Origin of the sequence: uncultured Bradyrhizobium sp. (assembly GCF_936943645.1) — a bacterium.
Lineage (GTDB): Bacteria > Pseudomonadota > Alphaproteobacteria > Rhizobiales > Xanthobacteraceae > Bradyrhizobium.
In genome coordinates, this window is the sequence record NZ_CAKZJO010000083.1 from 96642 (window position 1) to 120538 (window position 23897).

Here is a 23897-nt window from a genome sequence, read left to right on the forward strand (position 1 = left end):
CTCACCCACCCCAAAGCTTGGAGTCGCCGGCCGCGCCCTTACGCGACCGCCACTTTCTTGCGCTCGAAATCGTTGGGCACCTCGATATCGACCTCGAGGGTCGAGACCTCGTCGCCGCGCTCGAGCCGCACGATGACCTTGGTCGGATCCAGCATCACATGCTTGGACACGACGGCGAGAATTTCCTCACGCAGCACGCCGAGCAGGTCGGGCTGGCCGCGCATTCCGCGTTCATGGGCCAACAGGATCTGCAACCGTTCGCGAGCGACGGGTGCAGACGCCTTGTTGCCGCGGAGAAGCCGGAGCAGACCCATGCTCATGCAGCCCTCCGTCGCAGCAGACGATCCATGAAGCCCTTGCGCTCGGTCGGCACCTGCATCGGCACGGTGTCGCCGCAGAGCCGGCGCGCCGCGTCGATATAGGCCCGCGCAGGCGCACCGTCGGCGTTCGACAGGGTCACCGGCGTGCCGACGTTGGAGGCACGCAGCACGTCCTGGCTCTCGGGGATGATGCCCAGCAACGGCGTTGCGAGGATCTCCAGGATGTCCTCGATGGTCAGCATCTCGCCGCGCGCGGCGCGCGAGGGGTCGTAGCGGGTGATGAGAATGTGCTTCTCGACGCGCTCGCCCTTCTCGGCGCGCACGGTCTTGGAATCGAGCATGCCGATGATGCGGTCTGAATCGCGCACCGAGGAGACTTCGGGATTGGTGACGATCACGGCTTCATCCGCAAAGCGCATCGCCATGGAGGCGCCGCGCTCGATGCCGGCCGGGCTGTCGCAGATCACCCAGTCGAAGCGGGCACGCAGCTCGTCGATGACCTTGCCGACGCCCTCTTCCGTCAGCGCATCCTTGTCGCGGGTTTGCGAGGCCGGCAGCAGCCAGAGGTTTTCCAGCCGCTTGTCCTTGATCAGCGCCTGCGGGAGTTTCGCAACGCCCTGCACCACGTTGATGAGGTCGAACACGACCCGGCGCTCGGCGCCCATGACGAGGTCGAGGTTGCGCAGGCCGACGTCGAAATCGACGACGACGACCTTGTCGCCGCGCTGCGCCAGCGCTGCTCCCAGGGCGGCGGTCGTCGTGGTCTTGCCGACCCCGCCCTTGCCTGATGTCACGACCAGTACCTTGGCCATTTCTGAAATCTCCTTCTGGTCAGTTCAGCGCGGTAATTCGCATGGTGTTGCCCTGCAGGAAGGCCTGCGCGGGCCGGCCGCGAAGCGCGGCGTCGATATCGTCGGCGGTCTGGTAAAACCCATCGATCGCAAGCAGTTCGGCCTCGATCTTCTGGCAATAGATGCGTGCGCTGGTGTGACCGTTCACACCCGCCATGGCGCGGCCGCGCAAGGCGCCATAGATGTGGATCGAGCCGCCGGCGACGACTTCCGCGCCGGACCCGACCGAGCCGAGGATGGTGACGTCGCCTTCCGGGAAGATCACGGTCTGGCCCGAGCGCACCGGGTTTTCCAGCAGCAGCGAGGTCGGCTTGGTCTCGGACTTCTGTTCAGGCTTCTTCGGTGCGCTCGGCTCGACCACGCAGCTGCGCCCGCCGGACAGCAGCGGGGGCATCATGGGGGTCAGCCTCGCCTCCTCCACGCCCTCGATGCCGAGCACGCGGATGTTGCGGTCCTGCAGGCTGGTGAGCAGGTGGCCGATGCCGGACTGGCTGAGATCGACCGAGGACAAATCGATCACCACCGGGCGGCCGGCAAAGAACCCCGGCGAGCGCGCGATGGTGGCGTCGATCTCGTGCAGCCAGTCCTGGACCGGAACCGTCGGCGTAAACACGAAGGCCACATAGGAGCGCCCGCGCAGGCGCACCATTTGGCGTTGAGGTTTGACTGCAGCCTCCATAGCGGCCGACTCGTTCCCTGTTATTGAATGGTTAACGATGCGGCGGATATGGTTAACGGCCGGTTAATTCTCCGTGGGATTACGTGGGAGTGGGCCGGCCCACCCATCCCCGTCATCCCGAGGTGCGAGTGGCGCGGTGCATTGCACCGCGCCGGGAGCCTCGAAGGATGGACGGCCCGGATGCAGCCACGGCAAGAGCGGGGCTGTCGCCCTTCGAGGGCCGCTGAAGAAGCGGCCACCCCAGGGTGACGAACGCTAAAGTATCGCTCGCAACGACGGGTAGAGAGTCCCCTACTTCTTCACCTTGCTCGCATCCATCTTGATCGCGGGATCCAGCATCTTGGTCGTGAACGCCGTGCTCACATCGAACGGCTTCTCCATGCCGAGATAGGTCTGGACCAGCTCATAGTCCTTCTTCATCCGCTCGCCATCGATCCAGCCGAGACCCTTGGTCGTCGTGAACTCGTCCGTCATCAGGAACTTGATGCGCTCCCACTGGCGCTCCTGGTTTTCCTTGTCGAGGCCGGAGACCTGGTCGAGCAGCGCCTTCAGGCACGGCGTGGCGTCGGCGACGCAGGCCGCAAAGGCCTTCTGCGTGACGCGCACGAACTCCTCGACCACCTTCGGATTCTTCTGAAGATAGGCGCCGTTGACGATCAGCGAGTTGCCGTAAGGATTGAGCCCGATGTCCTTCCAGTTGACGTAGCCGAGATCCTGGCCGAACTCGATCACCTTCAGATCGTGCTCGTTGTAGAAGTCGCTGATGATGTCGACGGTGTGACTCTTCAGCGCCGCGATCTTCGCGGTCGGACCGACATTGACGAAGCCGACGGAGTCGGGCGCGAGCCCTGCGGCCTTGGCGAAGGCCGGCCACATCACGCGCGAGGCGTCCCCGGGCGGATTGCCGATCTTGTGGCCGGCGAAATCCTTGACGCCGTTCACGCCATAGCTCTTCAGCCAGTAGAAGGTCTGTCCGGTATTGGCGTAGACGCTCATCACCGCGACCGTGTCGGCGCCCTTGCTCTTGGCCACCAGCATGGTGGCGAGATCGGCGACGCCGAAGGGCGAGCCGCCGGAGCCGACCTTGGCGGCAGAGACGCCCGAGCCCTTGCCTGTCTCGATGGTGAGGTCGATGCCGGCCTTCTCGTACCAGCCTTGCGCCTTGGCGTAATAATAGGGCGAGTGATCGGCCGTCGGCGTCCAGTTCAGGATCAGGTTGACGGCCTCTCCCGCCTGCGCGGGCACCGCGGCCACGCCGAGCACCAGAGACAAGACCAGGGCCGAGCCCGCCGCCTGCAAACGCTTCATCGCATCTCTCCTCATGCCAGCGACCCGGCTTGTCGCTCTGTCCCTGTGAGGATACCAATGCAACAAGCCCGCCCTCCACTTGTCAACTGTTTGGTTGGAAATGCCCGCAAAACGATCTGGCGACACCGTGCCGCAGCGGCGCGACCCCGTCGCCACCCGCAAGAAACTGCTCACCGCGGCCCGCCAGGAGTTCGCCCGGCACGGCTTTGCCGGCGCCCGCGTCGACGAGATCGCCGAGCGCGCGGGCGTCAACAAGCAGCTCGTCTACCACTATTTCGGCGACAAGGACGCGCTCTACCTCGCCGTGCTCGAATGGGTCTATGAGGACATCCGCGAGCAGGAGCGCAAGCTCAATCTCGAAGGCCTGCCGCCGGAGAAGGCGATCCGCCGGCTGATCGAGGCTTCGTTCGACCATCTGGCCGCCAACCCTGATTTCATCGTGCTTTTGAACGACGAGAACCGCGGCGGCGCCCGCCATGTCCGCGGCTCGACGCGGCTGGAGGCGATGCATTCCCCCCTGGTGAAGAGCGTCTCCCACATCCTCAACGAAGGCGTGCGCGCGGGCATGTTCCGCAAGGGGATCGATCCGGTCCAGCTCTATATCTCCATTGCGGGCCTCAGCTATTTCTTCTTCTCCAACACCCCGACGCTGTCGGCGATCTTCGGCAAGGACCTGTCGAGCCGCACCGCACGCCGCGCCCGCCGCCGGCATGTCGCCGACCTGGTGCTGCAGTCGCTCCGGCCCTAATCAACCAACTGGTTGAAAGTTTCCCCGAGGACGGCTAGGCTTGCGACTGACTGCTTGGGCTGACAATTTTGCGGCATCGCGGCCGCGCCAACAGGGAGCAATCGGTGGCAGCAGACAAGGCACGCGGCTGGCGCAGCTTTGCGATCATCCTGGTCGTGCACCTCGCCGTGCTCGTGCTCTGGCAGGTCGCGGTCGATGCCTTCCACGTGCCGAAATTCATCCTGCCCTCCCCGCTGGCGACCGTGCAGACCCTGGGGACCGCGAGCTACGCCTGGGGCGCCAACACGCTGGTGACGGCGGTCGAGATCCTCGGCGGCTTCGCGCTCGGCGCCTTCGTCGGGGTGGCGCTGGCGGTGATCTTCAGCTGGGCACCGCTGCTCAGCCTCGTGCTGCTGCCGCTGTTCGTGACGCTGAACATGATCCCGAAAGTCGCGCTCGGCCCGCTCTTCATCGTCTGGTTCTCCTACGGCATCGTGCCGAACATCCTGATCGCCTTCAGCATCTGCTTCTTCCCGATCCTGCTCACCACCGCGCGCGGCCTGCGCGAGGTCGAGCCCGATCTGCTCGATCTCGTCAAATCGCTGCGCGGCTCGCGCTGGACGCTGTTCCGCAAGATCCAGCTGCCGGGATCGCTACCTTACGTGTTCTCCGGCATGAAGGTCGGCGCCATCCTGGCCGTCGCCGGCGCCATCGTCGGGGAGTTCATCGCTTCCGAGCGCGGGCTCGGCTACCTCATGATCCAGGTGCAGTCGGCACTCGACACGCCCGCGATGGTGATGGCGGTCGTGCTGCTGACGCTGCTTGGGGTCGCTCTCTATGGCCTGGTGCTCGCCCTCGAACGCATGTTCGTCGTCGGCGACGCCAGACAGACCTGACAACGGCAGACCCGAGGACCCAATCCATGCTGCTTACCCGCGAGACCCTGCCGAAGACCATCCCCGACATCGCGGCCCTCGACGAGCTGCTGTGCCGGCCAACGCAGGCCCTGATCGACGACCTCGGGAAGGTCGAGGGCGACATCATGATCCTCGGCGTCGGCGGCAAGATGGGTCCCACGCTGGCGGGCCTTGCGAAGGCTGCCGTGCCGGATCGCCGCGTCCTCGGCGTCGCCCGCTTCAGCGAGGCCGGCGTGAAGGACTGGCTGCACGCGCGCGGCGTCGAGACCATCAATTGCGACCTGATGGACGAGACAGCCATTCAGGCGCTGCCGAAGGCGCCCAACATCGTCTTCATGGCCGGTCGCAAGTTCGGCGCCGAGGGCGATCTGTCGCTGACCTGGGCCATGAACGCGCACGTGCCGGCGCTGGTCGCGCAGGCCTTCCCGTCCTCGCGCATCGTGGCGTTCTCGACCGGCTGCGTCTATCCGTTCGTCCCCGTCGACGGCAAAGGCTCGACCGAGGAGATGGCGCCGAACCCACCCGGTGAATACGCCCAGTCCTGCGTCGGTCGTGAGCGCATGTTCGAATATTTTTCGCGCAAGTTCGGAACGCCCGGCCGCCTGTTCCGCCTCAACTACGCGATCGACATGCGCTATGGCGTGCTGCACGACATCGCGACGAAAGTGCTGACGGGCGCGCCGATCGACGTGAGCCTCGGCCACGTCAATTTCATCTGGCAGGGCGATGCGTCGGCGCAGGCGCTGCGCTGTCTCGCCCATTGCACGTCGCCGACCTCGCCGATCAATGTCAGCGGCCACGAGATCCTGGCGGTGCGCGATCTCGCCCAGAAGTTCGGGGCAAGGTTCGGCCGCGCGCCGGTGCTGACGGGCAAGGAGGAGCCGACGGCGTGGCTGACCGACACGTCAAAGGCGGTCGCGATGTTCGGCCTTCCGGTCGTCGATACCGAGCAGTTGATCGCCTGGACCGCGGACTGGGTCTCCCGCGCCATGCCGAGCCTCGGCAAGCCCACCAAATACGAGGTGCGCGATGGCCGTTACTGACGGTGCGCCCATCCTCAAGCTCGGCACCGACGACGCGATCGCGGGGCTCGCGCTGTCGACGGAAGCGCACTGGAACCAGACCGAGGAGGATTGGCGCATCTTCCTGCGCGACGGCATCGTGTTCGGCATTCGTGACCGCATGCGGCTGGTCGCAACTGCAGCACTGCTGCCCTATTCCGGCAACAACGCCTGGATCAGCATGGTGCTGGTCTCAGGCACGCACCGCCGCCGCGGCCTCGCCACGCGCCTCGTCGATGCCTGCCTCGAAACCGCACGCCAGAACGGCCTGACGAGCTGGCTCGACGCCACGCCCGACGGCGCGACCGTCTACGGGCCATTGGGGTTCACGCCGACCCTGCAATTGCGCCGCCTGAAGCTGGCGAAGCCTGCGCGAGCCGAAGCGCCGCCATTGTCATCCGCGACCCTGGAAGCGCTGCGCGTGCGGGACCAGCGCGCCACCGGTTTCGATCGGACCGCCCTCCTCGAAGCCTTCGCACAGCGCTACGGCTCGCGCATCGTCGCCGCGAACGGTGCCATCGCGCTGGTTCGCGACGGCAGAACCGCCCGCCATATCGGGCCGCTGCTCGCCGATAATGCCGCGACAGCACTGGCCTTGCTCGAGGCGATCATGCGCTCCGAGACCGGCCCGCTCCTGCTCGACGCCGTCGCATCGCAACATGCCTTCCTGGAAGGACTGACCACCGCCGGCTGGACCATCGAGCGGCCGTTCCAGCGCATGCGGTTCGGGCCCGCCACCGTCACGGCCGAGGACCTGCCATTCGCCGTCGCCGGCCCCGAATTCGGATAGGACATCATGCACCACAGCCAGATCAATGCCGACATCCGCAAGCTGATCGCCGACGGCACCGTTCTGCCGGCCCATCCCCTCGCCCTCACCGCCGAGCGCCAGCTCGACAAGACGCATCAGCGCGCGCTGACGCGCTATTACATCGACGCCGGCTCCGGCGGCCTTGCCGTCGGCGTTCACACGACGCAGTTCGCGATCCGCGATGTCGGCCTCTATCGTCCGGTACTGGAGCTTGCCGCCGAGACCGCAGCCAACTGGACCAGGCGCCCGCTGGCCATGGTCGCGGGCCTTGCGGGCCCGACCGCACAGGCAACCGCGGAGGCCCGTACCGCGCGCGACATCGGCTATCACGCCGGGCTGCTCAGCCTCGCTGCGATGAAGAGCGCCTCCGAGGACGAGATCATCGCGCATTGCACGGTGGTGGCGGCCGAAATCCCGCTGGTTGGCTTCTATCTCCAGCCGGCCGTCGGCGGCGTGGTGCTGTCGAGCCGCTTCTGGCAGCGCTTCGCCGCGATCGACAATGTCGTCGCCATCAAGATCGCGCCGTTCAACCGCTACCGCACGCTCGATGTGCTGCGCGGCGTCGCGGCCGCCGGCGCGCTCGACCGTGTCGCGCTCTACACCGGCAATGACGATCACATCCTGCTCGACCTGATGCTGCCGTTCGACCTTCGCGACAAGGGTGTCACCACGCGCACCTATTTCAAGGGCGGCCTGCTCGGCCATTGGTCGGTGTGGACCGCAAGCGCCATAAAACAGTTCGAGCGCTGCAAGGCGGCGCGGCACAAGGACAGCGTGCCGGCAGACCTACTTGCGCTCGATGCCCGCGTCACCGATTGCAACAGCGCCTTCTTCGACGTCGCCAACAATTTTCACGGCTGCATCGCCGGCTGCCACGAAGTGTTGCGGCGCCAGGGCCTGATGAAAGGCTTGTGGTGCCTCGACCCGAACGAGGGCCTCAGCCCCGGCCAGAACGAGGAGATCGACCGCGTCTATCGCGAGCATGCCGACCTCAGCGACGATACGTTCGTCGCCGCCAATTTGAGCAAATGGCTGGCATGAGCTCCGATCCCTTCATCAGCCTGCAAGGCGTGCGAAAGGTCTATCGCAGCGGCGGCGCTGAATTTCTGGCGGTGTCCGACGTCACCATGGACGTCCAGGAAGGCGAGCTGGTGTCGCTGGTCGGCCCGTCCGGCTGCGGCAAGACCACGGTGATGAAGATCCTGGCCGGCCTGCACGGCGCCGACGGCGGCACCGTGACGATAGGCAACGCCCAGAGCACGTTCGATCCGAGCCGCGACATCGGCATGGTGTTCCAGCAGGCCCTGCTCCTGAAGTGGCGCACCATCCTCGACAACGTGCTGCTACCGGCCGAGATCGTGGGACTGCCGATCAAGGCCGCGCGCGAGCGGGCGCGCGATTTGCTCAAGCTGGTCGGGCTTGCCGGCTACGAGCAGAAATATCCGCGAGAGCTCTCCGGCGGCATGCAGCAGCGCACCGCCATCGCGCGCGCCTTCATTCACGATCCCAAGCTGATCCTGATGGACGAGCCGTTCGGCGCGCTGGATGCGCTGACGCGCGAGCAGATGAACCTGGAGATGCTGCGGATCTGGCGCGAAAGCGGCAAGACCATCATCTTCGTCACACACTCGATCCAGGAAGCGGTGTTCCTGTCGTCGCATTGCGCCGTGCTGACCGCGGGACCCGCGAAGATGGCCGACTATTTCCCGATCGACCTGCCCTTCCCGCGCGATCTGCCGCTCAAGACGACGGATGCGTTCGGCGCCTATGCGCGAAGGATCTACGAGAAGCTGGGCTTGGGGGCGGCCTGAGCCACTTGCTCACAACCTGTAGGGTGGGCAAAGCGCAGCGTGCCCACCACCTGCCTTGATCACGACGAGATGGTGGGCACGGCGCAAAGGCGCCTTTGCCCACCCTACGAGAGCGCGACGCAATCGCGGCACCGCGCCCTCCTCGCGCTCAGGTCTTGTTGCGCGTCTTGCTGAGCAGGTAGTTGTCGTAGAAGTTTTCCGCGATCTGCGTATAGAACAGCAATTCCTTCATATACGCGTCGTGGCTTTCCTTGGTCCGCTTGAACAGGTCGCTCTTGGCGGCGAGCTCGTTCAGATGCTCCTGGGTCGCGTTGTAGCAGGCCTCCAGCACGGGCTGCGGGAATGCCTTCAGCTCCGCGCCATTGGCGATCAGCCGTTTCAGCGCGGCCGGATTCACGCTGTCGTATTTCTCGAGCATCCAGGCCCCGGCCGCCGATGCGGCCTGGTTGACGATGGCCTGGTAGTGCTTCGGCAGCGAGGCCCATTTCTCGTCGTTGACGACCATGTGCAGCATGGCACCGCCTTCCCACCAGCCGGGGAAGTAGTAATATTTGGCGACCTTCTGGAAGCCGAGCTTCTCGTCGTCATAGGGGCCGACGAACTCGACCGCGTCGATCGTGCCCTTCTCCAGCGCCGGATAGATGTCGCCGCCCGCGATCTGCTGCGGCACGACGCCGAGCTTGGCCAGCACATGACCGCCCATGCCCGCGATGCGGAATTTCAGGCCCTTGAGGTCGTCGACGGTCTTGATCTCCTTGCGGAACCAGCCGCCCATCTGGGTGCCGGAATTGCCGCAAAGGATCGCGTGCGCCTTGAACGGCTTGAGCGCCTCGTTGGTGAGATCGGCGCCGCCGCCGAAGTGCCACCAGGATTCCTGGTGGCGATGATTCATGCCGAACGGCGCGCCGGTAGCATAGGCCAGCGCCGGCTCCTTGCCGATGTAGAAATAGAGCGGGGTCTGCGCCATCTCCACCGATGAGGTGCTGACGGCATCGAGCGCCTGCAGGCCCGGCACGATCTCGCCGGCGGCAAAGGTCTGGATCTGGAATTTGTTGTCGGTGGCCTCAGCAACATATTTAGCGAAGGTCTGCGCCGTGCCGTAGATGGTGTCGAGCGACTTCGGGAAGCTCGAGGTCAGGCGCCATTTGATCTCGGGCGCGCTTTGCGCGATCGCAGGTGCAGCAACCAGCGTCGTCGCGCCAGCGACTGCACCGCCCTTCAAGAATGTACGGCGTTTCATGATGGCAATCTCCGTTGAATTCAGTTTTCAAACATATGGGTTTTGCGACGATGGTCTTCGCCGACCGTTTGCCCGTTCCTAAAGCAGAGTTCAAGATGCGACAGAACGGCCCGTAGCCGGGAGCCTGTGAGCTGAAGGCCCTTCAGAGCAGCTTCGCGCTCACGAACAGCGCACGCACCGCGTTGGTGGCCTGCACCGCCAGCATCGCGTTACCAGCAGCCCCTTCCAGGGCGGTGACGGCTTCATCATGCAGGGAGCGAAATTCCATCCACTCGACCGACTTGAAGTTGGTGAGGAATTGGTAGGCCTGGCCGACAGTCGCGATCGCCAGCGTGTCACCGTTCAGCTTGATCTTGAACGTCGTACGCAGCGGGGTCGCAGAACTTGATGGATCACTCATGGGCTGCTTCTGGACGATGACGGCTTAACGAAGGGGAAACGGCAGCCCCGCCGTGACAGGCAAATATCAGGAGTCGGTGCTCGCACGCTGCGAGGCGGTCGCCGCTCCGCTCAGGCTCGGCACCACGACAAGACGGTTGAACTCGCCATTGTCCCAGGCCTTGAGGAAACGATCATAGTCCTTGATCGAGACGCAGCCGTTGGAATCGCCGCGCGGGCCCAGCATGTAGCTGTGGGTCAACAGGCCGACCCGGCCGAGGGCGCTGGTGCCCTCAGTCGGCGTCAGGCGCAGCGCCCGGATGCCGTGGAACAGCTTTTCGCGCGGCTTCAGATCGTAGATCGCGGGCGGGGTCGCACCGACCATGCGCTGATCGACATGGTCGGGGTCGTCCATCAGCGCGCCCATGCCGGAATGGGCTTCCAGCGCGACGCCGCTCGGCAGGTAAAGCGCCTTGGCCTTGATGTCGTAGACCGCCGTGCGCGAATCATAGCCGAGCGCGGCGAGATCCGGCGCCTTGCCGAACAGGCCGTCGCCGGGCGTCAGCGAGGCCAGCCTGATCTTGTCGGTGAATTTTTCGAAGAAGTTGCGGTTGTCGACCCTGGGGTTGGTCTCGGCATAGGCCTGGCTCGAGGCGATCTGGGCGGAGAAGTCCGCCTGCGCCGGGCGCGAGCGCGGCATCGGGATGGCGTCGGCACGTTGCGAGGGTCTCGTCTCGTCAACCACGTGCCGGTCGTCATCGGTCAAGGTCGAACGCCAGTCGTCGCCCTGGAGCTTCTGGGCGAGCATCGCCTTGGCGTCGCGGAGCTTGAGCTGGACCGCACTTAGCGCAGAACGTTCAAGCGTCCTGAGGCCAAGGTCCCGGGCCGGCGGATTGCCGGACGCCGAAGCGAAACGGTCTTCAAAGGAGGGGGTATTGGCAGGCGGCAGCGCGGCGGAGGCCAGCGGGGTCGAAACGCCCAGTTGCGCCCCCCCGATATCAGCGATCCAGGCAGCAGCGCCCAGCGCCAGCGCGACGGCAGCCAGAGACAGCAGAACGCGCTCGGCTCGCCCGACACGGCGGCGCGACAACAGCCTCTCGGCGTGTGCTGCGTCGGAAACCATCAGATCCCCAAATCGACCCCCGGGGGGCCCAACCCCCACCCAGAGACTCTATACCAGCTACCACATTGGGAGCCAAAAGTTAGGCATAATCGCGGCCGCCGACCTCCGAACAGGCACCCCTGGGGTATCCAATGACCGATCCTTTCGACCTGGAACGCTTCGTTCAGGCCCAAAACCCGGTTTATCGCGACGTCCAGGGGGAGTTGGCCAGGGGCCGGAAGCAGACTCACTGGATGTGGTTCGTCTTCCCGCAGATCGCCGGCCTCGGCTTCAGCGCCATGTCGCAGCGCTACGCCATCGACTCCCGTGCCGAGGCGGCGGCCTATCTCGCCCACCCCGTGCTCGGCGCGCGCCTGATCGAATGCAGCAAGCTCGTGCTCGCGGTTCAGGGGCGGAGCATCAACACGATCCTCGGCGCGCCGGACGATGCCAAGTTCCGCTCGTCGATGACACTATTCGGCGCGGTGTCCGACGAGCCCGTTTTCGACCAGGCGCTCGCCCGCTATTTCGCAGGCGAACGCGACAGCGCGACGCTGGAGATCCTGGCCAAACTGGGCGGGCGCGCCCCGCCGGGCTGATCAACGTCCCTGGAACACGGCTGCGCGCCGCTCGATGAAGGATTGAATGCCTTCCTTCGCATCGGCGCTGCCAAGCACACGCTCGCGAATTGTCGGGATGTAGGCGATCGCTGCCGCCTCGCCGGCCTCGATATATGTCGCGGCCGCCTCCTTGGTGACCTGGATGCCGAGCGGGGCGTTGCGCGCGATGATGGCGGCAAGTGCCATCGCACGCTCGATCTGCTCGCCTGCCGGAACGACCTCCTGGACGAGGCCGATCGCATGGGCGCGCTCGGCCGAAAATTCGTCGCACAGGAACAGATGATACATCGCATCGCCCCAGCCGGCGCGCGACAGGTAGCGGAAATGCGCCCCACCGAGCGGCGCGATGCCGCGTTTGGATTCCATCTGGCAGAAGCGCGCATCCGCGGCAGCCACCACGATGTCGCCGGCGAGCATCAGCTCGATGCCGACGGTGAACACGATGCCTTGCACGGCGGTGACAACCGGCTTGCGGCAGCGCTTGGCAAGGCTGAACGGATCGACATTGCCTTCCCTGATGTTGCGCTTCTCCGCGGCGGGTCCGAAGAATTTCGGCATGTCGAGACCTGCCGTAAAGTCCATGCCCTCAGCGCAAATCACGCCGGCGCGGTAGGCTTCGTTGTCGTGCAGCACGGTCAACGCATCGGACAATTGCTCCATCATCGCCGGCGTGAACGCGTTCTTCTTCGCGGCATTGTCGATGATCATCTTGAGAACGTGGCCGTGCGTCTCGGTGCGGATTTGTCCTTCGCTCATGCGTGTCTCTCCGTGGTTGATCGTTGGATGTCGGGGCGCGTCAGGCCGACGGCGAAATCGCCGCGCGGATCGCCTTGATCCGCTCCGGCGTGAACACGCCGGACTGAAGCAGTTGAAGGATCGAGAGCACATCGCCGCGCGAGCCCCAGCTTCCCTCGGCGATGATCTCGAAATTGACCCACCAGGTCGGCGCCGGCCTTTGCATGCCGCAGGCCTCCGCAAGCTGCGCGAGCACGTTGCGGATCACATCGGCACGCACCTCTGCCGGCCAGGCCGCGTTCATCACTGCAATCCTGACGGTGATGATGTCGCGCGGGCTCTCTTGATCGGACAAGAGCTGGCCGCCGATCGCCATGCAGTCAGCCGGCAGCTCGTGGAAATGGACCTGAAACCCCATTCGCGCGGCCGCCACCTGCTGGCCGATCTCGGGCACGAGCACGGCATCGGTCAGGCTTTCCGCGAGGCGCCGACCCTGCGCCAGGCTGAGCCGGCCCGCAGGCGCGGTCACGGTGATGATGGTCAACGGGCGCTCCCATTTCATAAACTATGACAGACGTCATATTTCAGCGCCACTTGACTATGTCAAGCGTCATAGTCTAGATCAGGACGCCAACCACGGGATTTCCGATGACCTCCAGCACCCGCGACAAGATGATCGCCGGCGCCGCCGATTTGATGAGCCGCCGCGGCGTCAATGCCACCAGCATGCGCGACGTGGTCCGCCACACGGCGACGCCGCGCGGCTCGATCAGCCACCACTTTCCCGACGGCAAGCGGCAGTTGATCGCCGAAGCCGTGATCTTCGCCGGCGCAGAAGTCGCCACTCCCCTGGAGAAAGCCATGCGCGACCGCGGTGTGATCGACGGCTTGCGGGCCTTTATCGCCTCCTGGCGCCGCCGGCTGCAGGCGACCGGCTTCGAGGCCGGATGCCCTGTGCTCGCGGTCGCCGTCGACCGCTATGTCGGAGAGGCCTCCGACAAGGACGATGAGGCGGCGCAGCAGCATCTGCTCGACCTCGCCGACGGTGTGTTCACGCAGTGGCGGCAGATCATGCGCGCAGCCTTGCTGCGGGAAGGGCTGGCTGAGGAGCGCGCCGAGCGACTCGCAACCCTCGTCGTCGCCTCGATCGAAGGCACGGTCGCGATGTGCCGGGCCAAGCGCAGCACCGATGCACTCGATCAGGTTCAGACGGAGCTGGAAACGATTCTCGCCGCCGCCCTCGCCCGCACCAATGGATAGATTGGAGACGTACTGTGGACTTATCCCGGCAACGCGAACTCGCGCGTCATCTCGCCACACTGCGCCGCGACGGCCGACAGCAAAGCGGCCTCGATGAACGGCTGGTCCCGCCGGATGCGGACACGGCATACCGTGTCGCACGGATGGTGGAAGAGGAACTGGGCTGGGATGTCGTCGGCTGGAAGATCGCCGGCATGAAGTCCGGGCTGCAGCGCCAGCTTCGCATCTCCACGCCGATCTATGGGCGGGTGTTCGGGCCGTTGATCAAGCCTTCGCCGGCCAGCGTCGAGCACGCCAGGCAGTGCAGTCCGATCCCGGAAGTCGAGTACCAGGCGCGCCTCGGCGCCGACCTGCCGCCGCGCGCGCGGCCGTACACGGCGGCTGAGGTCGGCGACGCCGTCGCCTCGCTGCATCCCGGCATTGAGCTTGCGGAGTGCCGCTTCGTTCACGACGCGGCGTTTCCGCCGATGCCGGCGATCATGGCCGACGGCTCCGGATCCGGCACGATCGTGATCGGGGCGCCCATCGCGGACTGGCGCAACCGCGACATCGCCAATCAGGACGTCATCCTCAATTGCAATGGCGCCGAGAGGCGTCGCGGTTCCGCTGCGGAGGCGATCGACCATCCGCTGCTGCCGCTGGCCTGGCTTGCCAACGAGTTGTCGCGGACCGGCATAGGTCTCAAGGCTGGCCAGACGATCAGCACGGGCACGCTGACCGGGATGCTGCGGCCGAAGGCCGGTGAAACCTACGTTGCCGATTATGGTCCGTTCGGATCGGTCAGCGCGACCTACAGCTGAGAGGATCTCTGCCGGTTTGGAGCGTAAACCCGGGATTAACACGGGCATCCTAGGTTCAGGAGAATATCCTTCTCCACCGCGCCAATTGCCGGACAGATCATGAAAATCGGTACGCTCCTGACCACTGCCATTGTTTCGCTCTCCACCGTGGGCGGCGGCCTCGCCGTCTACGTCGCCGTGACGAAGTACCAGACGATGGACCGGATCAGCGAGGCTCAGGGCCGACTCGCGATCGTCCGTGCCGCCAGCGATATCCCGCGATATCTCAACCCCGAGCGCGGCTTTTCGACCAACATCCTCTACGGACCTGCGACGGTGGACCCGGCGCAGGTGGCCGAACAGGACAAGCTGCGCAAGCAGACCGACGGCGCGCGCGACAGGATGAACGCGCTGCGCAAGGAACTGCCCGGTTCGTTCGACGACGGCGCCACCATCGGCAGCGAGATCGACGGCATCAATGCGAAATTCAAGGCGCTCCGCGAAGCCATCGACAAGGCGATCGCGGGACCTGCCGAGGCCCGGAAGGACGCGGCCCGAAAGGTCGTCGCCGACAACGCCGTTCTCAACGCCGGCGTCACCGCCCTGCTCAACGAGCAGGTGCGCCGGATGGCGATCCTGAACGGCGACGCCTACCGGCAGTCGAGCTACGCCAACATCGCCATGACCCTCCGCGACATCGGCGGCCTCAATGCCAGCGTGCACAAGAACCTCGTGGGCGGCAAGAAGGTCGCAACCGACGCGGAAAAGGCCGACGTCGCCCGCATGCAGGGGCGCAGCGACCAGATCGTGATGTCGCTGATGGAGTTGCGCGGCAACACGGCAACCCCCGCCAATGTCGGCGCGGCGCTGGAGAACATGAATTCGCGCTACGTCGAGGAATTCGGCCGCGAGCTCAAGCTGGTCAAGGACGGTGCCGTCAGCGGCAAGTATGAGCACGACGTCGACGTCTATTACGCGGCCTCGCAAAAGGGCCTCGGCTCCATCATCGGCGTTCGCGACGCGTTCTACGACAACGCCGAGCAGATCCTCTCCGGCGCCTCCTCCTCCGCGCGCACCAGCTTCATCATCGCGCTTGCAGGCCTTGCCGCGGTCCTGATCGCGAGCGCCGGCCTCATCGTGATGGTTCGCCGCCGCGTCTGCGCCCCCATCGTCAACCTGACGGGCCGGATGTCGCGGCTCGCCGAGGGCGAGGTCGCGGACAGCATCCCCGGCGCCGAGCGCTCCGATGAGATCGGGGCGATGGCCGCGGCCGTCCAGGTGTTCAAGGACAACATGATCCGGGCCGACCGGCTCGCGGCCGAGAAGCAGGCCGAGAACGACGGCAAGATGCGCCGCGCGCAAGCGCTCGACGAACTCACCCGCGCGTTCGAGGCCAAGGTCACCGAGCTCGTTGGCGGTCTGTCCCAGGCGTCCTCGACCATGGAAAGCACCGCGCAGTCGATGACCTCGACGGCAGCCCAGACCAACAGCCAGGCCGCGGTCGTCGCCGCCGCCTCCGAGCAGACCTCGACCAACGTGCAGACCGTCGCCAGCGCCACCGAGGAACTGACCTCCTCGATCTCCGAGATCGGCCGCCAGGTCGCACAAAGCACTGAGATCGCGGCGCGCGCCGTCGAGAATGCCCGCCGCACCGGCGACACCGCACGCACGCTCGCCGAGGGCGCGCAGAAGATCGGCGACGTCGTCACGCTGATCCAGAGCATCGCCGAACAGACCAATTTGCTGGCACTGAACGCGACCATCGAGGCCGCCCGCGCCGGCGATGCCGGCCGCGGCTTCGCCGTGGTCGCCTCCGAAGTGAAGTCGCTGGCGGGACAGACCGCCAAGGCGACGACTGAAATCTCCGAGCAGATCACGGCGATCCAGACCGCCAGCGACGAGACCGTGGCCGCGATCCGCAACGTCGCCGACGTCATCGGCGAGATCGACCAGATCGGCACCGCGATTGCCGCGGCGATCGAGGAACAGGGCTCGGCCACCAAGGAAATCGCCCGCAGCGTCCAGGAGGCCGCCCGCGGCACCCAGGAGGTCAACACCAACATCTCAGGCGTGCAGCGCGCCGCCGACGACACGGGAGCCGCCGCCAGGGAAGTGCTCGGCGCCGCCGAGCAGCTCTCGACGCAGTCGCGCGATCTCGCCGGCCAGTTCGACCGTTTCCTCGGCGAGGTCAGGGCCGCGTAAGCAGGTTCAATAAGGCGGCGCTTTCCGCGCTCGCTGGGCTTTCGCGGCCTCGATCCACCAGGCGAGATCATCCGCAAAGCGCGGGAACGAGCGTTCCAGCGCCTTGCCGCCCTCGCCGATCGGCTCGGCGTCCGCCGACAAGGTCTGTGCGATCGGGCCGACGCCGATGGTGCTCGACACCACCACCATGCCCATCTCCGACAGCGTGCCATGCCAGGCTGTCGCGGCGCGCGCGCCCGAGAGCCGGCCGGCCGAGTAGCTCACGATCGCGGCCGGGCGCCAGAACCATTCTTCGAGGAAGTGGTCGGTCAGATTCTTCAGGCCGGGCTGGATGCCCCAATTATATTCCCCGGTGACGAAGACGAAGCCATCGGCACCGCGGATCTGTCCGGCCAGCTTTTCCAACGCCTCGGGCGCCGAGCCCTTGGGGTATTCCTTGTACATGCGGTCGAGCATCGGCAGGCCGATCGCCTTGGCGTCGATGAACTCGACGTCCTCGCCGCGGGCGCGCAGCCGATCGATGACGAAATTCGCAAGGCGAATGCCCATGCGGTCGGAACGGTAGGAACCGTAGAGGACGAGAATGCGGTTGCTCATGACCGAACGGTAGCACGAAACCGGCGGCCGGCTCTATGCGATTTGGCAAACTATCGCCCGCGCCCCCGCTCCAGCGTTTGCGACGGCGTCTCACCGAACTGGTCGCGGTAACTTCGGGAGAAGTCGCTGAGATGCCAGAAGCCGAAGGCGAGCGCCACGGCCTTGACGCTGTCGGCGCCAGCGAGCAGCCGCCGGCGCACCAGCCACAACCGGCGCAGGCGCAAGTAACGGTGCAGGCTCATGCCGCGATAGCGGCGAACGATGTCGTGCATGGTGCGGACGGACAGTCCGAGCTTGCGCGCAATCTCGTCGCTGTAGATCGGCTGCGAGAGATCGTCGGATAGAAGCGAGCTGATCTCCCGAAATATCCGGAAGTTCCGCTCGTCGTTGGGACGCAGGGTCCAGCGGACCGAAACGACGTCCAACAGCGCCTGGTCGACGGCTGCGAGCAGAGATTCCTTCATTGCTCGCGCCTTGAAAGGGAGATCCACCGCCGCGACGGGCTCTGAAGCCGCGGCCATGACCTCACGCACTACACGGCGCAGCCTGTCCAGGCCGGCCGCGCTCGTTTCGAAAATCTTGAAGCTCCGGGAAGCTCTTGGCCAGCCGCGGTCCGCCACTTCCGGCCTGAAGATCACCGAGGCGATCTGGCGCTGCACCTCCTCGATGATGGTGTAGGCCGCGCCGCCGCTGCCGATGACAAGCGCCGGACGCGCGCGCTGCGAGCCATTGAAGCGTATGGGCACGTCAAGGTCGTCCATGTTGAACCCGACCGCCGTGCAATTCTCGACGAGTTGCGCGTCGACCACGCGCGGAAACGCAGTCGTCAGATTCACATCGCAGCCGGGCAGCGACATGATGATCTGCTCGGCCGATATGCTCTGCACGAAAGGCGTGAATTCTAAGTCCAGGCCCCGGATGGCGTACCGAAATTCATCGACGTCTGAAAAGCGAAATATTCTGGGTGCCAACCCGGGCACGTCATCAATGCTGTTCATGGCGGTGCGAAACGCTGCGCCGCAATTGACGCGCGTCCGGCGGCGATGCCGGGTCCCCTTTCTCTTCGATTGTGCGTCTGACCAAGAGAATCAATCCTAACGTGTCTTGGTCGGTTGGCGAAATGCCGGGACAAGCCGTGACGTTGGATCTCGCCGAATTTCGATATCGATTTTCGGGAATTCGGCGCTGCCGCACCACCTGAATGCTCAATCCTAAAATTCAAATTAACGGCCTTGGGATGCAATGAGACCCATTGGATCGTCAAAGTCATTTCAATTCAGGCCCCTGCCATGATGGCAAATTCGCCTGCTGATATTCTGGGTGAGTTGGAAGACGCGGTCGCAGCGTGTCCGCTGGATCGTTGCGACCGCATTCTCCAGGGCATTTTGCAGTTGCTCACTGGCAGCAGCGACCGGTCGCAGGAATTGCTGGCCAATATGGTCGACGGCGTCCTGCTGCGACTGGCGGATCGGGTCGAGACCACTGCATTGATCCAGCTCGGCGCGGCCCTTGCCGAGCTCCAGATGGCTCCGCTGGAGACCTTGCGACGTCTCGCTTCCCACGACGACACCCGCGTGGCTTGCCCCGTTCTGGTCAAATCGCAGGCCCTGTCCACGTCCGATCTCGAAGCAATCGCAATTTCAAGCAGCGAACGGCAGCAACTCGCGATCGCCACCCGCGCATTCATCGAGCCGCCATTGACCGAGACGCTCATCAGGCACGGCGGCCGCACCGTCCACCTTGCGCTGATCGGCAATTCAGGAGCCCGGTTCTCCGATGCCGCTTACGTTGCGCTTGTCGAGAGATGCGCGAGCGATGACGAACTCACGAAGGCCCTGGCACTCAGACCGGCCACGCCCGACCCGGTGCTGCGGAAATTGCTCTCGGCATCGCCCCCCGCCCCCATTCGCGCGGAGCCGACCACTCCCTCCGTTCCGCCTCCTCAACCGGCGCCGCAGATTGTGCCCAAGCTGCCCGGGCCTGCAGCCTATGCGGGCGCGCGGCCGGAGATCGTCGCGCTCAACCGCATCGGCAAGCTCAACGATTCCACGGTGAATCGCTTCGCGATCCGCGGCGAGACCGCCAATCTGTTCACGGCGTTGTCGGTGCTTTCGGGGGCGCCCATCGAAATCGTCGAGCACGTCATGACCGAGGACGATTGCGAAGGCCTGGTCATGGCCTGTCGGGCTTCGCGGCTGAACTGGCAGACCACGCTCGCCATTCTGAGCAACCGCAGCGGCAAGAGGCTTTCCTTCACCGAGCGCGAACGCGCGCAACACGTTTTCGAGACACTGCTCCTGTCGACCAGCCAATGGACGGTGCGCTGGGGAGAGATTGCCGCAAACGCCAAGGAGAGCTTTCGTGGACATCGCGGCGCAAAAGTGGGGGTTAGCCGATGAAATTCGATGGTCGAAAGGCGTCTCGCGTGAAGATGGACCACCGCCAACCCGTCAACCTGATGGGTTCGGACGGCACATGGCGGCGCAGTTGCGTTCTGATCGACGTGTCGCAGACGGGCGCGAAGGTCGAGGTCGAGGGCACGCTGGACGTGCTCCAGGCCAAGGAATTCTTCCTGGTGCTGTCGTCGACCGGACTCGCCTATCGGCGCTGCGAGCTGGTCTGGATCGACGGCACCACGGCGGGCGTTCACTTCGTCACGGCGGACGGCAAGAAGAAGCCGGCGAGCGCACCGCAAGCCAAGACGCAGACCGCACCAGGATAACCTAGCCGACAGTTCATCCCGCACCCCAGGAGATCGCGAGTCAAGCCGTGCAGAACGCGCGAACCATGCTCCGCCACGCGAACCCCGCCGGCATCGGCGAGAAGGAACCGGCCCGCTCATTCGTGCATGTTCTGGCCGACACATCCGACAAGCTGGCCGGCGTCTGCTCGATTGTCGAGGAGCGCTTCGCCGTCGCGGGAGAACGGCTGGATGCCGAAGCCAGGCTGACGCGGGTCCCCGCGGCCATCGTCATCCGCGCGGACCTGCGCGATATCGACAATATCGCGGCCATCAAGAAGCGAGCCCGCGATCTCGCCAAGGCAGGCAAGCGAATATTTCTGCTCGAACACAGCTCTCACGTCGGCGTCTCGCAAGCCTACGCGCTCGGGGCGACCCTCGTGCTGCCCGGTACGATCAACCGGTCCAGGCTGCTGGCGGCCCTGTCCGATCCGGCGGATTCTGTCTCATCAAGCGGGACTGCACACTCCGACAACGCGGTCGAGGCCGCGGCAACCGCGATCGCCTCGATGTTTACGGCGGTCACCCTTGGTCAGCCCCTCGACATCGACGGCACCAAGGCGGCCGGTCGCCAGATCGCCGATCGCATCACCGAGCGGGGCCTTTCGGAATGGCTCACGACGGTGCGGCGCCACCACGAGGGAACCTACCAGCACTGCCTGCTCGTGACCGGCGTCGCCATCGACTTCGGCCTGAGCCTCGGGGTTGGAAGAGCCGATCTGGAGCGTCTATATTCGGCCGCCATGTTCCACGACGTTGGCAAGGCACGGATCCCGCTCGCCATCCTCGACAAGCCGGGCCGGCTCGATGCGGAGGAACGCGCGCTGATCGAGACCCATCCGGCCGAAGGCTACGAATTCTTGAAGGGGCACAACGTCTCACCGGAAATCCTCGATGCCGTTCGGCATCATCACGAGTATCTCGACGGCAGCGGCTATCCCGATGGTCTCTGTGCCGAGAGTATTGGCGACATCGTGAGGATTCTCACCATCTCCGATATCTTTGCAGCCCTGATCGAGCACCGACACTACAAGCCGACTATGCCGCGTACGGAAGCCTACGACGTTTTGTGCGGGATGAATGGCAAGCTGGAAAAGGCTCTGGTCCACTCATTCAAGCAGGTCGCGCTCACGCGGTGAGCGCGACAGCGCTGTCTCGAACGCACCCTAATGGGTCGCGCGATAGCTGGCGCGGCGCGGGATCGACCGGCAGGCCAGCCCCTCGGCCAGCAGCTTCATGTCCTCATGCCGGCCGCTGCGTATCAGCCGGCCGAACTCCTCGGATGTAAAAGGAAGAGATGGATCACCACCATCGATCGGGCGCCGCATTCTTGGACCGAAGAACCGCCGAACCAGGCTAGCCAGCCGCCGCATGTCAATTCCCTCGCGCCAGCAACAAACCTCTTGATCCGCATATTGTTCCTCCCGCACCTCGGAGATTGCAAGAGGCCGCGGACGGCTCCGCACCAAAAAAAATTCCGCGGAGAATAATCTGCTGTCCGACACGCTGATCGGAAAAAACGGACGTGGCGTACTAACTTCTGATTGTGCCCGCGATCCGCGCGCACCGCGTTCGCGGCAAAACCGTCGTCGGGACAGCCCATCGCAACGCAGATCATGATGATTGCGTCTTCCGGACTCTTCGCAACCTCGCGCATGATGTCCGAGCGAGTGATGCTTTGCGCGTTGATGACGCGGCGCCGCGACACGAGGCCGGTTGCCGACGCGGCGCGCGATATCTATGCTGAGCGGCAAGCAAGACCAAGAACCCTGGAGGACCTGCCATGGCCGCGCCGCTCGATCCCGTCATCGCCCAGATCATTCCGCTCATGCCGATGCGTGATCCCACGGTGATGACGCCACAGAGCGCCCGCGATTCCTTGCGCGCACTGGCTGCCGCGCGCGCCGCCATCCCGCCGCCGCCCGTCGACAGCGTCGAGGATATCAAGGTGAAGGGCGGCGCCGGCCCGCTTGCCGCGCGCGTCTATCGGACCGGCAGCATGCCCGCGCCGACCGTGGTGTTCTTCCATGGCGGCGGCTGGGTTGCGGGCGACCTCGAAACCCATGACCGGCAGGCGCGCAACCTTGCGATCGAGACCGGCGCCGTTGTCGTCTCCGTCGATTATCGCCGTCCGCCCGAGACGCGCTTTCCCGGCGCCTTCGAGGACGCCTTCGCCGCCGTCAGCGACGTGCTTGGCCGCGTCGCGGAATTTGGCGGCGATGCAAGACGCCTCGGCGTTGCCGGCGACAGCGCCGGCGGCAATCTTGCCGCGACCACCGCGATCGCCTGCCGCGATGCCGGCATCAAGCTCGCCGCTCAACTGCTGGTCTATCCCGTGACCGACGTCCTCGGCGCTTACGCCGACGCGCGCGAGAATGCGCGCTATCCCTCGCGTACCGAGAATGCCGACGGCTACTTCCTGACGCGTGCCACGATGGAATGGTTCTGCGGCCATTATCTCGCCGATCCCGGCCATGCCCTGGACTGGCGCGTCTCTCCGCTGCGGGCTGCCTCGCTGGCCGGCCTTGCGCCGGCGATCGTGACCACCGCCTGGTTCGATCCCCTGCGCGACGAGGGCGCGGCCTATGCGGGGGCTCTGGAGGCGGCCGGCGTACGGGTCAAGCACCATGAGGGCCCTGGGCTGATCCACGGCTATTTCGGCATGGGCGATGCTTCGGACGTCGCCCGCGCCGAGGCGCAGCGCGCCCGGGCCGACTTCAAGGCCCTGCTCATGCGAGGGGCTTAGACTCGCCCCGGGCGCTGCGCTCCCGTGTGGCCCCACGCCTCGTCCCAATCCTGGCCGGCGGCGTCGATGACGCGGCCGTCGGCTTCGAAGAATTTGTTCGGCACCTGGAAGATCGCGAGGATCAAGGCGCCGTCAGGACACCAGGCGGCGTGTCGGCTGCCCGCTTCGCGCCAGATGAATTCGCCGGCCTTGCAGGCGATGCCCTCGGCCGGCCCTTCCTTGTCAACCAGCGCGCCCTCGATGACCCAGCTCTGCTCGATGCCGACATGCTCGTGGTCGGGGAGCACCGATCCCGACGCGAACCGCATCAGGGCGGTCATCAGACCCGTGCGACGATCGAACAGCAGCGTCTTGGCCTCGCAGCCCGGAAAGCGCGTGGCCTGCCATTCCATGTCTTGGGGACGAACCAGATGAGAATGCTGATCGGCGGCTTCCTGGTGTTTCGGGATCACGGCGTCCATGACGATGCTCCGTCCGGCTAAGCTGACCAAGCCTAGCAGGGTCGCCCGCCCGGGTCAGCGAGCAGTGCAGCAGACCGCGGGAGAGTTCGAACGTCCGCCGCAAAAATCGCCGCGCGGTCGGGGCACGAGCCCTCATCCAGCTTGATTGCGCCACGATTCGCGGTTCCAATCTCTCCGCCATTTCTGGTTTAGGGAGACACCCATGATGAAGCGGATTTTCCTGGCTGCGATCGTTGCCACCTTTGCAGCCGGCTCGGCCCTCGCGGACGACACCTGCGAGAGCAAGGCGGTCGGCAAGGACGGCAAGGCGCTGGCCGGCGCTGCCAAGGCCTCGTTCCTGAAGAAGTGCAAGGCCGACGCCTGCGCGCCCAAGGCCGTCGGATCCGACGGCAAGCCGCTCGCCGGCGCCGCCAAGAACAGCTTCATGAAGAAGTGCGAAGTCAGCGCGTAAGGCGCGCTGCATCTGCGGCTGAGTTAGCGAACAATTGCTCCACGAACTCCGTCATGCCCGGGCTCGTCCCGGGCATCCACGTTCTTCGTGGCGCTTGAAAG

The 23897-nt window shown here is 65.3% G+C and carries 28 protein-coding genes; 15 read left to right on the forward strand and 13 right to left on the reverse strand.

The window, feature by feature from the left end; translation table 11 throughout:
* Positions 1-38: 38 nt before the first annotated feature.
* From minE to Q0743_RS23765, 4 genes are all read right to left on the reverse strand, one after another.
* A complete protein-coding gene (gene minE, locus Q0743_RS23750) occupies positions 39-320 on the reverse strand; it encodes a cell division topological specificity factor MinE (RefSeq protein ID WP_097660833.1) in 282 nt (93 codons plus the stop codon).
* Positions 317-1132, reverse strand: coding sequence for a septum site-determining protein MinD (minD, locus tag Q0743_RS23755; protein WP_298243906.1), 816 nt, complete (start codon positions 1130-1132; stop codon positions 317-319). Before minD ends, minE begins: the two co-directional genes overlap by 4 nt.
* Before the next feature lie 19 nt (positions 1133-1151).
* Complete coding sequence (minC, locus tag Q0743_RS23760) at positions 1152-1850, reverse strand: septum site-determining protein MinC (protein WP_298243907.1); 699 nt, start codon at positions 1848-1850, stop codon at positions 1152-1154.
* Between the two features lie 291 nt (positions 1851-2141).
* Positions 2142-3158 (reverse strand): ABC transporter substrate-binding protein, encoded by a 1017-nt coding sequence (locus Q0743_RS23765; RefSeq protein ID WP_298243908.1) that lies wholly within the window; start codon positions 3156-3158, stop codon positions 2142-2144.
* Between the two features lie 100 nt (positions 3159-3258).
* Here Q0743_RS23765 and Q0743_RS23770 point away from each other — a divergent pair, with 100 nt between their 5' ends.
* The 6 genes from Q0743_RS23770 (at position 3259) to Q0743_RS23795 (ending at position 8485) form a co-directional block, all read left to right on the forward strand.
* On the forward strand, positions 3259-3906 hold the full coding sequence (locus tag Q0743_RS23770; protein WP_298243909.1) for a TetR/AcrR family transcriptional regulator: 648 nt from the start codon (positions 3259-3261) through the stop codon (positions 3904-3906).
* Positions 3907-4010: 104 nt separating this feature from the next.
* Complete coding sequence (locus Q0743_RS23775; protein WP_298243910.1) at positions 4011-4781, forward strand: ABC transporter permease; 771 nt, start codon at positions 4011-4013, stop codon at positions 4779-4781.
* A 26-nt stretch (positions 4782-4807) separates the two neighbouring features.
* On the forward strand, positions 4808-5845 hold the full coding sequence (locus Q0743_RS23780) for an NAD(P)-dependent oxidoreductase (protein ID WP_298243911.1): 1038 nt from the start codon (positions 4808-4810) through the stop codon (positions 5843-5845).
* The gene (locus Q0743_RS23785) at positions 5832-6653 is read left to right on the forward strand and encodes a GNAT family N-acetyltransferase (RefSeq protein WP_298243912.1); all 822 of its coding nucleotides are present in this window, start codon (positions 5832-5834) and stop codon (positions 6651-6653) included. The genes Q0743_RS23780 and Q0743_RS23785 overlap by 14 nt, the downstream gene beginning before the upstream one ends.
* Before the next feature lie 6 nt (positions 6654-6659).
* On the forward strand, positions 6660-7715 hold the full coding sequence (locus Q0743_RS23790) for a dihydrodipicolinate synthase family protein (protein ID WP_298243913.1): 1056 nt from the start codon (positions 6660-6662) through the stop codon (positions 7713-7715).
* Positions 7703-8485 carry an ABC transporter ATP-binding protein gene (locus Q0743_RS23795; RefSeq protein ID WP_298243914.1) on the forward strand — a complete coding sequence of 261 codons (783 nt, stop codon included), beginning with the start codon at positions 7703-7705 and terminating at the stop codon, positions 8483-8485. Before Q0743_RS23790 ends, Q0743_RS23795 begins: the two co-directional genes overlap by 13 nt.
* A 148-nt stretch (positions 8486-8633) precedes the next feature.
* Here Q0743_RS23795 and Q0743_RS23800 read toward each other — a convergent pair whose 3' ends face one another.
* The 3 genes from Q0743_RS23800 to Q0743_RS23810 all read right to left on the reverse strand — a co-directional run bounded on the left by Q0743_RS23800 (position 8634) and on the right by Q0743_RS23810 (position 11157).
* A complete protein-coding gene (locus tag Q0743_RS23800) occupies positions 8634-9725 on the reverse strand; it encodes a TRAP transporter substrate-binding protein (RefSeq protein WP_298243915.1) in 1092 nt (363 codons plus the stop codon).
* A 142-nt stretch (positions 9726-9867) separates the two neighbouring features.
* Positions 9868-10125 (reverse strand): hypothetical protein, encoded by a 258-nt coding sequence (locus tag Q0743_RS23805; RefSeq protein WP_097660821.1) that lies wholly within the window; start codon positions 10123-10125, stop codon positions 9868-9870.
* A 66-nt stretch (positions 10126-10191) separates the two neighbouring features.
* Positions 10192-11157: a DUF2778 domain-containing protein gene (locus Q0743_RS23810; protein WP_298243972.1), complete on the reverse strand. Its 966-nt coding sequence runs from the start codon at positions 11155-11157 to the stop codon at positions 10192-10194.
* A gap of 200 nt (positions 11158-11357) precedes the next feature.
* Here Q0743_RS23810 and Q0743_RS23815 point away from each other — a divergent pair, with 200 nt between their 5' ends.
* Positions 11358-11804, forward strand: a complete 447-nt coding sequence (locus Q0743_RS23815; protein ID WP_298243916.1) for a DUF1810 domain-containing protein — start codon at positions 11358-11360, stop codon at positions 11802-11804.
* Here the strand turns inward: Q0743_RS23815 and Q0743_RS23820 are convergent, their stop codons facing one another.
* Together Q0743_RS23820 and Q0743_RS23825 are read right to left on the reverse strand one after the other, a co-directional pair.
* Positions 11805-12581, reverse strand: coding sequence for a crotonase/enoyl-CoA hydratase family protein (locus Q0743_RS23820; RefSeq protein WP_298243917.1), 777 nt, complete (start codon positions 12579-12581; stop codon positions 11805-11807).
* Between the two features lie 40 nt (positions 12582-12621).
* A complete protein-coding gene (locus Q0743_RS23825) occupies positions 12622-13104 on the reverse strand; it encodes a tautomerase enzyme (protein ID WP_298243918.1) in 483 nt (160 codons plus the stop codon).
* 104 nt (positions 13105-13208) lie between these two features.
* On the opposite strand from Q0743_RS23825, the gene Q0743_RS23830 reads away from it, so the two are divergent.
* From Q0743_RS23830 to Q0743_RS23840, 3 genes are all read left to right on the forward strand, one after another.
* On the forward strand, positions 13209-13820 hold the full coding sequence (locus tag Q0743_RS23830) for a TetR/AcrR family transcriptional regulator (RefSeq protein ID WP_298243919.1): 612 nt from the start codon (positions 13209-13211) through the stop codon (positions 13818-13820).
* A 14-nt stretch (positions 13821-13834) separates the two neighbouring features.
* Positions 13835-14620, forward strand: coding sequence for a fumarylacetoacetate hydrolase family protein (locus tag Q0743_RS23835; protein WP_298243920.1), 786 nt, complete (start codon positions 13835-13837; stop codon positions 14618-14620).
* Positions 14621-14719: 99 nt separating this feature from the next.
* A complete protein-coding gene (locus tag Q0743_RS23840) occupies positions 14720-16801 on the forward strand; it encodes a methyl-accepting chemotaxis protein (protein WP_298243921.1) in 2082 nt (693 codons plus the stop codon).
* Positions 16802-16807: 6 nt separating this feature from the next.
* Here Q0743_RS23840 and Q0743_RS23845 read toward each other — a convergent pair whose 3' ends face one another.
* Together Q0743_RS23845 and Q0743_RS23850 are read right to left on the reverse strand one after the other, a co-directional pair.
* Complete coding sequence (locus tag Q0743_RS23845) at positions 16808-17398, reverse strand: NADPH-dependent FMN reductase (RefSeq protein ID WP_298243922.1); 591 nt, start codon at positions 17396-17398, stop codon at positions 16808-16810.
* 50 nt (positions 17399-17448) lie between these two features.
* Positions 17449-18396, reverse strand: a complete 948-nt coding sequence (locus Q0743_RS23850; RefSeq protein ID WP_298243923.1) for an AraC family transcriptional regulator — start codon at positions 18394-18396, stop codon at positions 17449-17451.
* A gap of 291 nt (positions 18397-18687) precedes the next feature.
* Here Q0743_RS23850 and Q0743_RS23855 point away from each other — a divergent pair, with 291 nt between their 5' ends.
* From Q0743_RS23855 to Q0743_RS23865, 3 genes are read left to right on the forward strand one after another with little or no spacing between them, the layout of a single operon-like run.
* Complete coding sequence (locus tag Q0743_RS23855) at positions 18688-19797, forward strand: DUF2336 domain-containing protein (RefSeq protein WP_298243924.1); 1110 nt, start codon at positions 18688-18690, stop codon at positions 19795-19797.
* On the forward strand, positions 19794-20120 hold the full coding sequence (locus Q0743_RS23860; protein ID WP_298243925.1) for a PilZ domain-containing protein: 327 nt from the start codon (positions 19794-19796) through the stop codon (positions 20118-20120). The genes Q0743_RS23855 and Q0743_RS23860 overlap by 4 nt, the downstream gene beginning before the upstream one ends.
* Positions 20121-20167: 47 nt before the next feature.
* Positions 20168-21277 (forward strand): HD domain-containing phosphohydrolase, encoded by a 1110-nt coding sequence (locus tag Q0743_RS23865; RefSeq protein WP_298243926.1) that lies wholly within the window; start codon positions 20168-20170, stop codon positions 21275-21277.
* A 27-nt stretch (positions 21278-21304) separates the two neighbouring features.
* Here Q0743_RS23865 and Q0743_RS23870 read toward each other — a convergent pair whose 3' ends face one another.
* Positions 21305-21511 (reverse strand): hypothetical protein, encoded by a 207-nt coding sequence (locus Q0743_RS23870; RefSeq protein WP_298243927.1) that lies wholly within the window; start codon positions 21509-21511, stop codon positions 21305-21307.
* Positions 21512-21921: 410 nt separating this feature from the next.
* On the opposite strand from Q0743_RS23870, the gene Q0743_RS23875 reads away from it, so the two are divergent.
* Positions 21922-22884, forward strand: coding sequence for an alpha/beta hydrolase (locus tag Q0743_RS23875; protein ID WP_298243928.1), 963 nt, complete (start codon positions 21922-21924; stop codon positions 22882-22884).
* Here the strand turns inward: Q0743_RS23875 and Q0743_RS23880 are convergent.
* On the reverse strand, positions 22881-23345 hold the full coding sequence (locus tag Q0743_RS23880; RefSeq protein WP_298243929.1) for a cupin domain-containing protein: 465 nt from the start codon (positions 23343-23345) through the stop codon (positions 22881-22883). The two genes, Q0743_RS23875 and Q0743_RS23880, sit on opposite strands and share 4 nt — an antisense overlap.
* 202 nt (positions 23346-23547) lie before the next feature.
* Between Q0743_RS23880 and Q0743_RS23885 the strand changes: the two genes are divergently transcribed.
* Positions 23548-23796, forward strand: coding sequence for a hypothetical protein (locus Q0743_RS23885; RefSeq protein ID WP_298243930.1), 249 nt, complete (start codon positions 23548-23550; stop codon positions 23794-23796).
* Positions 23797-23897: the final 101 nt, after the last annotated feature.

Excerpts from the sequence above, each read along its gene's own strand:
- minE (WP_097660833.1), bottom strand. The coding sequence starts at position 320 with ATGAGCATGGGTCTGCTCCGGCTTCTCCGCGGCAACAAGGCGTCTGCA.
- minD (WP_298243906.1), bottom strand. The coding sequence starts at position 1,132 with ATGGCCAAGGTACTGGTCGTGACATCAGGCAAGGGCGGGGTCGGCAAG.
- minC (WP_298243907.1), bottom strand. The coding sequence starts at position 1,850 with ATGGAGGCTGCAGTCAAACCTCAACGCCAAATGGTGCGCCTGCGCGGG.
- Q0743_RS23765 (WP_298243908.1), bottom strand. The coding sequence starts at position 3,158 with ATGAAGCGTTTGCAGGCGGCGGGCTCGGCCCTGGTCTTGTCTCTGGTG.
- Q0743_RS23770 (WP_298243909.1), top strand. The coding sequence starts at position 3,259 with ATGCCCGCAAAACGATCTGGCGACACCGTGCCGCAGCGGCGCGACCCC.
- Q0743_RS23780 (WP_298243911.1), top strand. The coding sequence starts at position 4,808 with ATGCTGCTTACCCGCGAGACCCTGCCGAAGACCATCCCCGACATCGCG.
- Q0743_RS23785 (WP_298243912.1), top strand. The coding sequence starts at position 5,832 with ATGGCCGTTACTGACGGTGCGCCCATCCTCAAGCTCGGCACCGACGAC.
- Q0743_RS23790 (WP_298243913.1), top strand. The coding sequence starts at position 6,660 with ATGCACCACAGCCAGATCAATGCCGACATCCGCAAGCTGATCGCCGAC.
- Q0743_RS23795 (WP_298243914.1), top strand. The coding sequence starts at position 7,703 with ATGGCTGGCATGAGCTCCGATCCCTTCATCAGCCTGCAAGGCGTGCGA.
- Q0743_RS23800 (WP_298243915.1), bottom strand. The coding sequence starts at position 9,725 with ATGAAACGCCGTACATTCTTGAAGGGCGGTGCAGTCGCTGGCGCGACG.
- Q0743_RS23805 (WP_097660821.1), bottom strand. The coding sequence starts at position 10,125 with ATGAGTGATCCATCAAGTTCTGCGACCCCGCTGCGTACGACGTTCAAG.
- Q0743_RS23815 (WP_298243916.1), top strand. The coding sequence starts at position 11,358 with ATGACCGATCCTTTCGACCTGGAACGCTTCGTTCAGGCCCAAAACCCG.
- Q0743_RS23820 (WP_298243917.1), bottom strand. The coding sequence starts at position 12,581 with ATGAGCGAAGGACAAATCCGCACCGAGACGCACGGCCACGTTCTCAAG.
- Q0743_RS23830 (WP_298243919.1), top strand. The coding sequence starts at position 13,209 with ATGACCTCCAGCACCCGCGACAAGATGATCGCCGGCGCCGCCGATTTG.
- Q0743_RS23840 (WP_298243921.1), top strand. The coding sequence starts at position 14,720 with ATGAAAATCGGTACGCTCCTGACCACTGCCATTGTTTCGCTCTCCACC.
- Q0743_RS23845 (WP_298243922.1), bottom strand. The coding sequence starts at position 17,398 with ATGAGCAACCGCATTCTCGTCCTCTACGGTTCCTACCGTTCCGACCGC.
- Q0743_RS23850 (WP_298243923.1), bottom strand. The coding sequence starts at position 18,396 with ATGAACAGCATTGATGACGTGCCCGGGTTGGCACCCAGAATATTTCGC.
- Q0743_RS23855 (WP_298243924.1), top strand. The coding sequence starts at position 18,688 with ATGATGGCAAATTCGCCTGCTGATATTCTGGGTGAGTTGGAAGACGCG.
- Q0743_RS23860 (WP_298243925.1), top strand. The coding sequence starts at position 19,794 with ATGAAATTCGATGGTCGAAAGGCGTCTCGCGTGAAGATGGACCACCGC.
- Q0743_RS23870 (WP_298243927.1), bottom strand. The coding sequence starts at position 21,511 with ATGCGGCGGCTGGCTAGCCTGGTTCGGCGGTTCTTCGGTCCAAGAATG.
- Q0743_RS23875 (WP_298243928.1), top strand. The coding sequence starts at position 21,922 with ATGGCCGCGCCGCTCGATCCCGTCATCGCCCAGATCATTCCGCTCATG.
- Q0743_RS23880 (WP_298243929.1), bottom strand. The coding sequence starts at position 23,345 with ATGGACGCCGTGATCCCGAAACACCAGGAAGCCGCCGATCAGCATTCT.
- Q0743_RS23885 (WP_298243930.1), top strand. The coding sequence starts at position 23,548 with ATGATGAAGCGGATTTTCCTGGCTGCGATCGTTGCCACCTTTGCAGCC.